We start from the raw sequence: 13149 nt of genomic DNA, 5'->3' as shown, positions 1-13149 counted from the left end.
AAGCTTTTTACTTAATAAAAGCTAAATGTCGCAAAGCTCCTTGGTGATCAGGAACCTTCACCAAGATTTCTGTTAATAATTTTTTAGCTACAGTCATTTCTTTTAAGCCAATATGCCCTAAGGCAATTAAATAAGAACAGTAGATACTATTATTTTGCGTTAAATCGTTTTTAAAGACAACTGTTTCTGGCATTGAAACTGCAAAGAAATCATATTCTACTTCGTCAAAGAGATGTTTTTTTCCGTAACTAATTAACTGATAATAACAGCTGCGAGCTGCTTCTGCTTGACCTAATGCTTCGTGAGCCAGCCCGCGATATAAAATTGTATCCGCTGGTTGATCATAATAATAAAGAACACTTTCTGGTTGATTGCTGCCGCGGCTAGCTAATTCATAATAGACCGCTGCTTGGGCAGCATCACCTAATGCTTTATAGGCTTTGGCAATATAATAGTTAGAAATATTATCTTCAACGTTAGGTAATTTGCCTTCCCCTAAATTATCAGGATAACTTTGTGAAGCCAATAATGCCTCAATCGCTTTTTGTGGCTGACTAGTTAAATTCATTTTAGCTAGTTCAATTAAACTGAACATATATTGGGCGCTAGCTTTGCCTTCGCCACCTTCCCATGGATGAAACTGGCGTTGCATCATTAAATCAAAAGCTTCTTGATAACGCCCTTGACTATTTAACAAACCTATATAAACGATGAATAAATCATCCCGCTCTTGCGTGGTTGCCATATAAGTTTCTAAAACTGCCACCCGTTCTTTAAGGCTGGTACCGGCTTTTTGCGCTAACAAATCTCGTTCCATTAAAACTCGACCATCAGCAGGATTCAACTCAAAAGCTTTAATAATTAACTCTTGAGCTCTAGCTAAATCATCCAACTGATTGTAATAAGCAAAAGAAAGATTGCGATAAACCGTTGGGAAATCAGGGATTTGTTTGGCGCTATCTTCCCATAAAACAATCGCTTCATCGTAGCGGCGTTTATCATAAAATAAATTCCCTAAATAATATTTCGCGTATCCAGTTTTTTCTGGTAGTAAATTAATAGCTGCTTGTAAAATATGAATCTCTCGTAATTTATTGGGGAAACAATAATCTGGTGAAGCTTTTTCGGCTTTTGCCACTAAAGTTTTAGCTTTTTCGCTTGCGCCTAATTGTCGATAAATATCTGCTTGATAATAATAAACTAACGGTGATTCCTGTGGACAAGCTTGTAAAATTTTCAAACTATCTTCAAGTAAGCCAAAATGATAATAATCCAGTGCTAATTCCAGATAATTATTTAAGCTTCCTCGCATGACTTTTTCCCACTGAGTAGCAGCGCCTTTTTCATAGTAACTTCCTAAATCAAGAGGATCAAGTTTTAAAGATTCCACTAACCAATCTTCGGTTGTTTGACCGGTCTTTCGTAAAATCGCAGTTTTTAACAAGCGAGCTTTCATATTATATTGATTACGGACCAAAGCCCGCTCGACAAAAGTTAGAGCTTCTGCTGTTTGACCTTTCCCTAAAGCTAAGCAAGCCAGTTGGAAGAAAGCCGCTCCTTGCGTATCATCACTCCAAGTCGCTTTATAAAAACTATCATAGGCCGCAGCGTATTCACCTAATTGCAACTGCGCTAAACCTAAGTTAAATAAGGGCTCCCCATAATAAGGATTTGGTGATTTCCATTTTTGTTTTTTAACTGCCCGTTCAAAATAAGTTAAACTTTCCGCAAATTGCCCCCGTTTATAAAGAAACATTCCATAGCCATTATTCAAGCGAATATCGGAAGCATCTCTACGTAAACCTTCTAAGTAATAACTTTCCGCATCAGAAGTTGCATGGCGATATTGTTCAATATGCACCGCCGCTAAAAATAATTCTTCTGTGGATTTGATATCAGCCGGTTTAGCTAAAGCTTCTGCTGGTTCCGGCAATTTTTCTTCCTTAGCTGGCAATCCTTGATAAGCAACGATTTCCTGACCAGCTTCATCTAAAACTTCAATGCGGAAACGCTCATCAAAAGCTTCTGCTTCAACCGCCAGTTGTGTTTGATAATAGTCCACCGGTGAAAGATTAACCTGTTCTTCAAAAATCACTTGCTGATCTTGATAAATTTTAACTGTTACTTGTGATTGATTTTGGGTAGTATAAATCCGACAGAAAAGTTGACCTTCAACAATTTCAACGTTAACCGCGCCATTGATAGTAGCATTTTTCACGCGACCGACACCTTTATAAGGCATGAAATATTGTTTGAATTCTTTTTCTTCGTAGGGTTTTAACCAAGTAAAATCTGGTTGATTATCGGTGAAAACGCCGGTCATCAACTCTACATATGGTCCATCTTCGTCGGTTAAATTGCGATCCCAAGCTAAACCAAAATCACTATTGCCCCAAACCCATTGTTTTTTCCCCGGAGAAATATGGTGGTCTGCTACGTGAAGCAAGCCTGATTCCAATTTTTCATCATAATTACCCACAAAATCAAAATCAGAATGATGAGCCATGTATGAAGTTGGCACTTTAATATTTTTATATTTGGAAATATCGACACCAGCAGAATAATCATATTTATAATAGGTACCAGTAGCAATCGGAAAATCCGAAACCGCTCGTTTACCGTGGTCCATCACCGCATGAACATCCGGTGGAAAAACTGATAAGGTATGGTCATTCGCTGGCACCGCTGGATTTGCCCACCAAAGAAACGTCTGGGGAACATCCGTCCGATTATAAACTTTGCCGGTGATTTCAATATAAGCTTTATCAGGATAAAGGGTGAAACCCGCCATGCCTTTAGTACCGTACATTTGATCAATCTCGCTGACCCAGACCGTTTTACTGCCGTCAGAATTTTCAACTACTTGATATTCTGTGGGCATAAAAGTGGTTGGACGGTGATGTTGCGGCCAGTTAAATTCAATCCCGCCAGAAATCCATGGCCCCACCAAACCAACTAAAGCTGGTTTAATCACATGATTGTAATAAACAAAGTCATAATTATTCGTTTTATCTAACGCCCGCTGAATCCGCCCACCTAATGTTGGCAAAATCGTCACTTGTAAATATTCATTTTCTAAAATAAGGGCGGGATATTCCACATCCGTCTTTTCATCAAGAATTTTTTCAGTAATTGGTAAAGGATAGACTTTTCCACTACTTCCTTGATAAACCCGTTTTTCAAAAAACAGCGGGTTTTTATCTGGCGCTGAAGTCAGATAGGTGGGAATAATCAGACGCTCTTCTTTTACAGTTACTTGTTCTTTCAACTACTACTCCTCCTTATTAACTAGCTGCGAAACTTTAACCATTTATCAGACCTAATAAAAGTTCCGCTACTTTTTATCTACATTCATCTTAATATGATAGCCTTTTCAAAAAAATAGCTTAAATCAATCAAACATGGACTATATTACACTTAGTTGTTATAATAGCAAAATAAGGGGGCTTGCTTTTATGAACTTTATCAAAAAGAAAGATGGTTTTAAAGATGAACGGCATATTATTATTCCTTATGAATCCTCTAACCAATTAACCCCACATCCTTTGATTTCTGATACTTATTTGTTAGAACTAGGTTATTATCCCAGCGCTAAATACCACTATCGGGAACGGATTAACGGCGTCAACGAATATATTTTAATTTATTGTATTGATGGTAAAGGAATTGTTGAATTAAAGGATGGTCAACGGGAAGAATTACAACGAGGAGATATTTTTTGTATTCCTAAAAAAACTGGACACTATTACTATTCCAGCGAAGAAGACCCTTGGTCCATTTTATGGATGCATTTCAATACTGGCTTCGCCGAAGAATTTCACCTACAAGATAAAAAATTAATCGAAGTTCGCTCTAAAGAAAAAAATTCTTTACTGCAGAAACACTTTATTGATTTATTCAGTTTAGGGGAAACTATTAATTCCTTTGAAACGATCATTTGCATGTCTCAACTGTTAAAATTGATTTTAGCAGAAATTTATTTTCTTAAAGATCATTTACCCGCTGATCAGCAAAACATTTATTTAACCAAAAGCATCCGTTATATGCACGAACACATTGAAGAAGAAATTTCCTTAAACGATTTAGTTAGTCACTTAAAAATTTCCGCCAGTTATTTAAGTTCCCTTTTTAAAAAATATACTGGTAAATCTCCAATTGATTACTTAATCGAAATGCGAGTGGAGCAAGCTTGCAAATATTTGAAGCTCTCCCACTTAAAAGTTTATGAAATCTCCAAAAAAGTCGGTTATCAAGATCCATATTATTTTTCTCGCATTTTTAAAAAATTAATGGGCATCTCCCCAAAAGAATATCGTTCTAAAAATCAAACTAGTGAGCAATTGCAGAAGTTAGCTTTTAACGAAGACATGTTGGATTAACAAAAAAGCTGAGCCGTTTGCACGGCTCAGCTTTTTCAGATTTATTAATTCGCAGTTATCTCGCTTTCGCCAGAAACTACTTGTCCTACGATCTCTTCGGCATCGCGTTGCGTGTAAATCGTCGCACTTTCATTGCCTTTAGTAGTCACTTGAATTGTGGTGCTTTGCTCACCAGAATTTGGTGTGACGATTAAAGTTGCGATGATAGTTGATTTCCCATCGGCATCGTTTTTCCAAATATTAATTGTTTGAGAGTCATTATCTGAACTTGCTTGATATTTAGCAGAAACTCTCACTGAAAAATTATTGGTTTTCACTTCAGCACCTTTAGAAACAACTAAAGTTACTTTTTCACCTTTTTTAACTTTACTACCACTAGCTGGATTGGTACGAATCACGACGCCTTCTTCAACGGTATCGGAATATTCTTCTGTGACACTGCTAGTTAAACCTAAGTTAGCTAAATAATTTTCGGCAGAGCTTTGGCTTCTGCCAGTTAAGTCTTCCAGCATTTCTGCTTCTGGGCCGGTACTGACAACTAAAGTCACGGTAGAGCCTTTTTCTAGCTTAGTGCCTTCTTCAGGATCTTGATCCATTACATAACCTTCGTTATAAGTATCGCTGGCTTTCCGTTCAATTTTAACAACCATGCCTCTTAATTCTTCTAAATCATTTTTGGCAGTGCCTTCTTCCCAGTTTTCGTAATCTAAGATGCCGGTTTTTTCCGGCCCTTTACTAACGGTTAAAGTAATCGTATCTTTTTCTGGATCGACCTCGGAACCAGCGGCGGGTTCTTGTTCAATAATTTCATCTTCTGGGGTATCATCTTCGGTAGTCATGGATTTTTTCTTAATGCGATCGCCGGTGAAACCTTTTTCTTTCAAAATCGCTACGACGTCGCTATAAGCTTTTCCTTGATAATCTTCCAAAGTAATATTTTTAGCGCCGCTACTTATATAGAGCTTCACTTCGCGGCCTTCTTTTACACTTTCATTGGCTTTAGGATTAGTATAAACCACTTTACCTTTTTCAATTTCTTCGTTTGATACTTCAATCGTCGTTGGCGAAACTTCAAATTTAGCTTCTTGCAACTTAGTAGTTGCTTCTTCGACAGTTAAGCCAGTAACATCAGGAACATTGACATCTTTCGTCTGATTGCCTAACAGGTAAAAAGCTCCCAGCGCTAATGCAAGAATCATGGCAATGATACCGCCAATAATCCATGGTGTCTTACGACTTTTTTTCTCAGCCGGCGTTTGCGGTTTTTGTGATTGCGGCGGGGTAAACGTCGTTGGATCATTGGTCATCATTGTTTTCGGTTTATTATCATCAACAGGTGGTGTGACTGGCTGCATAACCACTGTTTCGCCGTTTAAAGCTGCACCCGGTTGCCATTTTGGTTCATTTAAACGTTCTGGATTTAAGGCAGTATCCAAATCTATTTGCATATCTTCCACGGTCGGGTAGCGATCCGCGGTATCTTTCGCGGTTGCTTTTAAAACAACATTTTCTAAAGACTGTGGGGTGTTAGGGTTATAATTACGAATCGTTGGCAAATCATCTTGAAAATGTTTCAAAGCGATCGTTACGGCAGATTCTCCGTCAAAAGGTACCTCGCCAGCTAACATTTCATATAAAATAATTCCTACAGCATAAATATCCGATTGTTTCGTTGCCATGCCACCACGAGCTTGCTCCGGCGAAATGTAGTGAACGGAACCTAACATTGAATTGGTTTGCGTTAAAGAAGTATCCGATAAAGCAATCGCAATTCCGAAATCGGTGATTTTTACCACACCATCTTCATTAATCAAAACATTTTGCGGTTTTAAATCTCGGTGAATAATCCGGTATTCATGGGCTAAGCCAACCGCCGATAAAATTTGCGTCATAATATCAGCAATCGTGCGGAAAGGAATCGGATAGTTGGTTTGAATATAACGTTTTAAATCCATGCCTCGAACATATTCCATCACGATAAAGTGCATGCCATCTTCTTCCCCAACATCGTAAACACCAACGACATTCGGATGAACAAGTTCGGTTGCAGCTAGAGCTTCCCGCTGAAAACGGCGAATGGCATTTTGATCATTTTGAAAGTCAAAGCGCAAAATTTTAACAGCAACTTCGCGATCTAAAATTAAATCTCGGGCCAAGTACACATTCGCCATGCCCCCGCGACCAATATTCCCAATGATTTCATAGCGACCACTTAACTTTCTTCCAATATCAATCATTGGTCTTCCCCCCCACATTCAATAATTAAGACAGTGATATTATCAGTCCCCCCGGCAGCATTAGCTTGCTGCACAAGGCGATTAACTTTTTCAGATAAAGTATTGCGACTATCAACAATTTGCGCGATTGCCCGTTCGGTTACCATGTTGGTTAAACCGTCCGAACATAAAATAATATAATCATCTGGCCGCCGCCGATGTCTGAAAGTATCTGCTCGAACCGGTCCCGGCATGCCAATTGTTCTTAATAAAACATTCCGTCGCGGATGGGTACGCGCCATTTCTTTGGTGATTTCGCCGCTTTGAACTAAGGCGTTCACCAAGGAATGATCTTCAGTCACTTGATGCAATAAGCTTTCCCGCAACAAATAACCACGACTATCGCCAACATTTGCAAAAATCATTTCTTCTGGTAATAAAGCCACCATTACAACAGTGGTGCCCATCCCTTGATATTCTGGATTGGCTTGACCCGCCGTATAAACTTGAGTATTAACTTCTTCGATTTGCTCTTTCATCCAATTTTCAATGGCCGTAGCTTCTGATAATTGATTTTCTTGCCAAGACGCGCCAAGGGCTTTCACAACCATTTGACTGGCAACTTCACCAGCTGAATGCCCACCCATGCCATCAGCTAAAATCGCCAAAATAATACCTGCCTGATTTTCAAAGACATCTGTATAATCTTGGTTAATCATTCTTCTTTGCCCAACATCAGATTGAAACCGAATTTCCATCAAGTTAACCTCCAATACAATACACAAGGAACCCCTTGTTTTATAAGAAAAGCTGAATGAGCTGGTCAACTCCCGAGTAAAATGCATAAACAAATATAGTGGTGTTCTTTACCACGGATTTGTTTATCATTTTATCGAGCGGAGTTAGCTCATGAAGCTAGACATTTAGAAAAGCGTAGAGAGTTGTTCTGCACCCGAGTAAAGTGCAAAAATAAATTATAGAGGTGTTCTCTACCGCGAATTTCTTTTTCACTTTACCGAGTGGTGCAAACTCTCGCAGCTAGACATTTAGAAAAGCGTAGTAAGCTTTGTCAGCTAAAATAAAATCAGCTTTTTATTTTTACTTTAACGACACCTATTTCTTCCGTAAACAGCCAATGAAAAAGCCGTCTGTCATAAAGTGGTGTGGGTAAATCGTAATATAATCATCAATTACCCGTTCTTTAACAAAATCATTGGTGATTGGTGCTATTTTTTCAAATTCAGGGTGCTTCGCTAAAAAGGTCGCCAGCACTTGCTGATTTTCTTCTTCAGTAATGGTACATGTACTATAAGTAAGTATACCCGATTTTTTCAAAGTTGGGGCAACACTTTCAAGAATTTCTAGCTGAATTGCTGCTAATTTTACAAAATCTTCAGGTTTTTTCGTATATTTGATGTCGGGTTTGCGCCGCATCAAGCCTAAACCTGAACAAGGGGCATCCACTAAAATCCGGTCAAAAGACTCTGGCGGAAAAGTTTCATGAACTTGGCGAGCATCTAAAGCTTGACAGTCAATCACTTCGGCCACATGCAAGCGTTGAGCGTTTTCTTCAATCAATTTTAATTTATGTTGATGAATATCTAAGGCGGTAATTTTGCCACCGGCTTCCGCTTCTAAAAAGGTCGCCATATGGGTGGTTTTTCCCCCAGGAGCAGCACAGGCATCTAAAACTTGGTGCTGTGGCTCCAATTGTAGCGTTGGCGCCACCAACATGGAAGTTTCATCTTGAATCGTCAACAAACCGTAAGTAAATAACTGATTGCTAGCTAAATGCCCCCGCTCCCCGACAATGCCATAAGGCGAAACTTGGCTGGGAACCAAATCCAAATCTTCTTCTTCGGCTAAAGCCGCCACCGCCTCTTCCTGCGAAATACGGCGCGTGTCAATGCGGGCGCTGACTTTGCTTGGCGTTAGCAAAGATAAGCCTAATTGGCGGGCTTCCGCTAACCCTAATTGCGCGACTAATTTTTTCGTCAACCATAAAGGTAAGCTAGTTTCCACTGATAAGCGTTTCACTTCATCTTCAATCTCCGCAAAATCACGGCGTGGTGTCCGCTCGTAATTGCGTAAAACGCCATTGACAAACTTAGCAATCCCTTGATTGCCCCGCGCTTTAGCGATTTCCACCGCTTCGTTTAAAACCGCATGAGCCGGCACTTTATCTAAATAAGTCAGCTGATAAGCCGACAAACGCAACAATTGATAAACCCAATCATCAATGTTCTTCGTTTTCTCCACAAAAGGTTTTAAATAAAAATCTAAAGAAAGCTTTCGACTAATGGTACCATAAACGAGTTCTGTCAACAATCGGCTATCTTTTTCATTTAAATCAGCACTAATAATTAAATCATTTAATAAAACATTCGAATAAGCTCCGCCAGCAAAAACTTTTTCAATCGCCGTTAAAGCCGCATAGCGAACAGAATTGATAATTTTTTTCGGTAATCTTTTTGCCATTAGCTTAATTGCTCCCCTTCGCTGACTTTTTGGCCACTGCCATTTAGAAATTCTTGAATCGCTAATTTCCCTTTACCAGCTGGTTGTAATTCGTTAATCGCTAAAACCGTGCCGGCACCACAAGCCACCCATAACGCATTTTTACTGCGTTTGATAATAGTACCTGGCGCGGCGCTTGTCGTTTCTTCCGCTAAAACACTAGTTTGCCACAATTTCCAACGGGTTTCTTGATACATAGTAAAAGCAATCGGCCATGGCCGCAAGCCCCGCACTTTTTGATCGACTGCGGTGGCTGTTTGTTGCCAATCTACTGCTTCTTCTTCCCGAGAAATGTTAGGTGAATAGCTGACTGCTGTTTCATCTTGCGGAATTGGCGTTAATTCGCCAGCGATAATTTTAGGCAAAGTCGCTAATAATAACTCCCGCCCTAACAAGCTTAATTTATCAAACATCGTGCCGACATCATCGCTATCAGTAATCGCCAATTTCTCTTGAGCAAAAATTCCGCCAGCGTCCATTTTTTTAATCATTTCCATAATCGTTACACCAGTTTCAGTTTCCCCGTTCATGACAGCGTAATGTACCGGTGCTCCGCCACGATATTTTGGCAATAAAGAAGCATGCACGTTTACAGGGTAATATTTAGGGGCTTGCAATAATTTTTCTGGTAAAAACTGTCCAAAAGCCGCCGTTACAATTAAATCGGGGGCTAAAGTAATAATTTCCGCCATTTCTGGTGAACCGCTGATTTTTTCCGGTTGCAAAACAGGTAAGCCATGTTTTACTGCCGCCGCTTTAACTGGCGGTGGGGTAATCACTCTTTTGCGGCCCACTGGTCGATCTGGTTGAGTTACCACCGCTAAAATTTCATAGCCAGCGTCAATTAAGCCTTCTAAAATCGGCACTGAAAAAGCCGGCGTTCCCATAAAAACAACTTTAGTCATCTGCTTCCTCCTCCTCTTTGGCTTGAATATATGCTTCTAATTGATCCACAGGAATTTTTTCAATCACTTTTTCGATAAAAAGAATACCATTGAGATGATCGACTTCATGTTGGATGGCGCGGGCTAAGTAATCGTAAGCCGTTAGCTCCATTTCTTCCCCTTCGCGATCAAAGTAGCGTACCACGATTTCTCCGGCGCGTTCCACCGTGCCGTAAGTTTCCGGAATGCTCAAACAGCCTTCCACAAAAACATCGGAACCTGTTTTCTGAATAATTTGCGGATTAATCAACTCAATCCGATCATTTTCTTCCACTTCTACCACTGCCACTTGCAAATTTCTGCCCACTTGCGGCGCCGCTAACCCCACCCCGTCATGAGCCATCATCGTTTCATATAAATTATCTAACAACTCAATAATTTCATCAGTAATCACCTGAACCGGCTCAGCCACTTGTTGCAAGCGTTGGTCAGGATATAAAATAATCGGATAGCGCATAAAATCTCCTTTGTTTGCAGCTGGCGGTGGCCATTAAATAAAGCTCAAGGGTTCATTATCAATCGTTAGATAAAGGCCTTTGCGTTGGTCCGCTTGGCTTTCCTCTAAAATCTGAGTTAAAATTTGTTGCACCTGGTCTGCTTGTTTATATTTAATAATCATTTGATAATAGTAACGATTTTTCACTCGTAAAATCGCGCTAGGACTTGGTCCTAAAACGATACAAGTATCCTTTAATTCGGCTTTTAATAATTTCGCCACTTGGAAAATTTTCTTCGCTGCCACATTTTCTTCAGGATGGCTAGCGGTAATTTTCACCGTATAATAATAAGGGGGATAGCCACCATGATGACGAATCTGCATTTCCCGCTGATAAAAAGCCTCGTAATCTTGGGTTTGCGCCAAACGAATACTGTAATGCTCAGGATTAAAGGTTTGAATGAAAACTTCACCTTTTTTCTCCCCGCGACCTGCCCGGCCACTAACTTGCGTTAACAGCTGAAACGTTCGCTCGCTAGCGCGGAAATCTGGTAAATTCAAGGAAGTATCAGCATTTAAAACGCCCACTAAAGTAACGTTAGGGAAATCTAAGCCCTTAGCAATCATCTGTGTGCCTAATAAAATATCCGCTTCTTTGTTGCCGAAAGCTTGCAATAATTTTTCATGGGCGCCTTTTTTACGGGTGGTATCCACATCCATCCGCAAAATTCGGGCTGCGGGTAATAAAGCTTGTAATTCTTCTTCAACTTTTTGGGTACCTGTGCCATAATAACGAATTTTATCTTCTCCGCAATTCGGGCAACGATGGGGAATCCCTTCTTCATGGCCGCAATAATGACAGCGCATGGTTTTCGTATCCATATGCAGCGTTAAAGAAATATCGCAATTCGGGCAAGGTAAAACAAAACCACAATCCCGACACATGACAAAAGAAGAATAGCCCCGCCGATTTAACATTAAAACACTTTGCTCTTGTTTTTCAATCCGTTCGGTTAAATTTTGCAAAAGCACTTGTGAGAAAGAAGAATGATTTTTTTGACGAAATTCATCGCGCATATCAACAATCGTCACTTCTGGCAAACTGGCTTGCTGATTGCCTCGTTGCGTTAAACGCAATAAATGATAGACATTTTTTTGCGCCCGTGCTCTTGATTCCAAAGATGGCGTTGCACTACCTAAAACCACCGGACAATGATGATAGCGCCCTCGCCAAATCGCTAAATCTCGCGCATGATAACGGGGTGTTTCATCTTGTTTATACGTGGCTTCGTGCTCTTCATCAATAATAATAATGCCTAAATTATTTAACGGCGCAAACACCGCTGAACGGGCGCCCACAACAACTTGGGCTTCATTTCGTTCGATTTTCCGCCACTCATCATATTTTTCTCCTTGTGATAAGCCACTGTGGAGCACCGCCACTTGCTCGCCAAAACGGCCTTTAAAGCGTTCCACCATTTGTGGCGTTAAAGAAATTTCTGGCACTAACATCATCGCCGTTTCTCCTTGGACTAAAACTTCCGAAATAGCTTGCAAATAAACTTCGGTTTTGCCACTGCCAGTAATACCTTCCAGTAAGAAAACTTGTGAATCCGCAGCTTCTTTACCTGCTAAAATTGCTTGTAAAGCCTGCGCTTGCTGATCATTTAGCTGCAAATGTTGGGTTGTTGCAAATTCGTGATGAGCATAAGGATCCCGATATTCTTCCACTTCAATAAATTGCAACCAGCCTTGATCCCGGCCGTGGTTTAACTGACTTAAAGAAAAACCATTTTCTTTATACCAAGCGACGGTTTGTGGCTGCTGCTGTTGACTTAAACTCACTAATAAAGCCCGCTGTTTATGGGCGGTTTTTCCTAAACTACCCGCAATTTCTTCATAAGCGGCTTCATTTAGCAAAGCTTCTACGTAACGCCGGGTTTTCACGCGATTTTTTTCTTTTACGTGATAACGAATATCGACTTTTTCTTGTTTTCTTAAAGCTAACAATTGCGGCAAAGTACCGGCCGCTTCAGCCACTTCCCAAAAAATCTCTTTTTCATCGCCAAAATACTGTAAAACTTCTGGTTCTTTTGACAAAGGAATAATGCTCTTTTGATAAGCAGCTTTCATCACCGCTGGCAACATCGTTTGCAGACAAGTGATTTTAAAAGAATAAGTGGTGTTTTTCATATAATCTGCCAAAGCTAATTGTTCAGCATTTAAAACCGAACGAATATCAATCAAGCGAATGATTGGCTTCAAGGTCATTTCAGCTTCAGCCATTTCCCCCAAAGCCACTACAAAACCTTGTAAGTGGCGATTGCCTAACCCAAAAGGAACTTCTACCCGCATGCCGACTTCAATCACTTTTGCCAAAGAAGAAGGAACTTCATAAGTAAAAGGCTGGTCGGTTTGCATCGTTGGTACATCAACAATCACATAAGCTACTTTTAACAAAAGACATTCCTCCTGATTTATTTTTTGCTATGTAATAATCATTAAAAAACGAAAGCAAGCAGGTCTCTACTGAATGCTTTCGTTTCCTGATTTCTTAAGATTCTAGTGTATCTTCGACGATTTCTTCTAACACTTCAACTGCTTCAGCAACTACTTCTTCCGCTTCAGTTAAAGCTTTCGTTTCCGCTTCTAATTGA

The 13149-nt window shown here is 40.0% G+C and carries 8 protein-coding genes; 1 reads left to right on the top strand and 7 read right to left on the bottom strand.

Features of this window, described 5'->3' with window-relative positions; genetic code table 11:
• Nucleotides 1-7: 7 nt before the first annotated feature.
• The gene (locus tag M2139_RS06170) at nucleotides 8-3268 is read right to left on the bottom strand and encodes a DUF5107 domain-containing protein (RefSeq protein WP_280737979.1); all 3261 of its coding nucleotides are present in this window, start codon (nucleotides 3266-3268) and stop codon (nucleotides 8-10) included.
• Nucleotides 3269-3455: 187 nt separating this feature from the next.
• On the opposite strand from M2139_RS06170, the gene M2139_RS06165 reads away from it, so the two are divergent.
• Nucleotides 3456-4379 carry an AraC family transcriptional regulator gene (locus tag M2139_RS06165; RefSeq protein ID WP_280737980.1) on the top strand — a complete coding sequence of 308 codons (924 nt, stop codon included), beginning with the start codon at nucleotides 3456-3458 and terminating at the stop codon, nucleotides 4377-4379.
• 44 nt (nucleotides 4380-4423) lie between these two features.
• Here M2139_RS06165 and pknB read toward each other — a convergent pair whose 3' ends face one another.
• The 6 genes from pknB to priA form a co-directional block, all read right to left on the bottom strand.
• Entirely contained in the window at nucleotides 4424-6616 is a 2193-nt protein-coding gene (gene pknB / locus M2139_RS06160) for a Stk1 family PASTA domain-containing Ser/Thr kinase (protein ID WP_280737981.1), read from the bottom strand.
• Nucleotides 6613-7353: a Stp1/IreP family PP2C-type Ser/Thr phosphatase gene (locus M2139_RS06155; protein ID WP_280737982.1), complete on the bottom strand. Its 741-nt coding sequence runs from the start codon at nucleotides 7351-7353 to the stop codon at nucleotides 6613-6615. The genes pknB and M2139_RS06155 overlap by 4 nt, the downstream gene beginning before the upstream one ends.
• A 355-nt stretch (nucleotides 7354-7708) precedes the next feature.
• The gene (rsmB, locus tag M2139_RS06150; RefSeq protein WP_280737983.1) at nucleotides 7709-9073 is read right to left on the bottom strand and encodes a 16S rRNA (cytosine(967)-C(5))-methyltransferase RsmB; all 1365 of its coding nucleotides are present in this window, start codon (nucleotides 9071-9073) and stop codon (nucleotides 7709-7711) included.
• Nucleotides 9073-10017 (bottom strand): methionyl-tRNA formyltransferase, encoded by a 945-nt coding sequence (gene fmt, locus M2139_RS06145; protein ID WP_280737984.1) that lies wholly within the window; start codon nucleotides 10015-10017, stop codon nucleotides 9073-9075. Before fmt ends, rsmB begins: the two co-directional genes overlap by 1 nt.
• A complete protein-coding gene (def, locus tag M2139_RS06140) occupies nucleotides 10010-10513 on the bottom strand; it encodes a peptide deformylase (RefSeq protein WP_280737985.1) in 504 nt (167 codons plus the stop codon). The genes fmt and def overlap by 8 nt, the downstream gene beginning before the upstream one ends.
• A 33-nt stretch (nucleotides 10514-10546) precedes the next feature.
• A complete protein-coding gene (gene priA / locus M2139_RS06135; RefSeq protein WP_280737986.1) occupies nucleotides 10547-12952 on the bottom strand; it encodes a primosomal protein N' in 2406 nt (801 codons plus the stop codon).
• Between the last annotated feature and the right edge of the window lie 197 nt (nucleotides 12953-13149).

The organism is Enterococcus sp. PF1-24 (genome assembly GCF_029893325.1).
Classification (GTDB): domain Bacteria; phylum Bacillota; class Bacilli; order Lactobacillales; family Enterococcaceae; genus HY326.
This window is presented reverse-complemented; position numbering and strand designations above follow the sequence as displayed.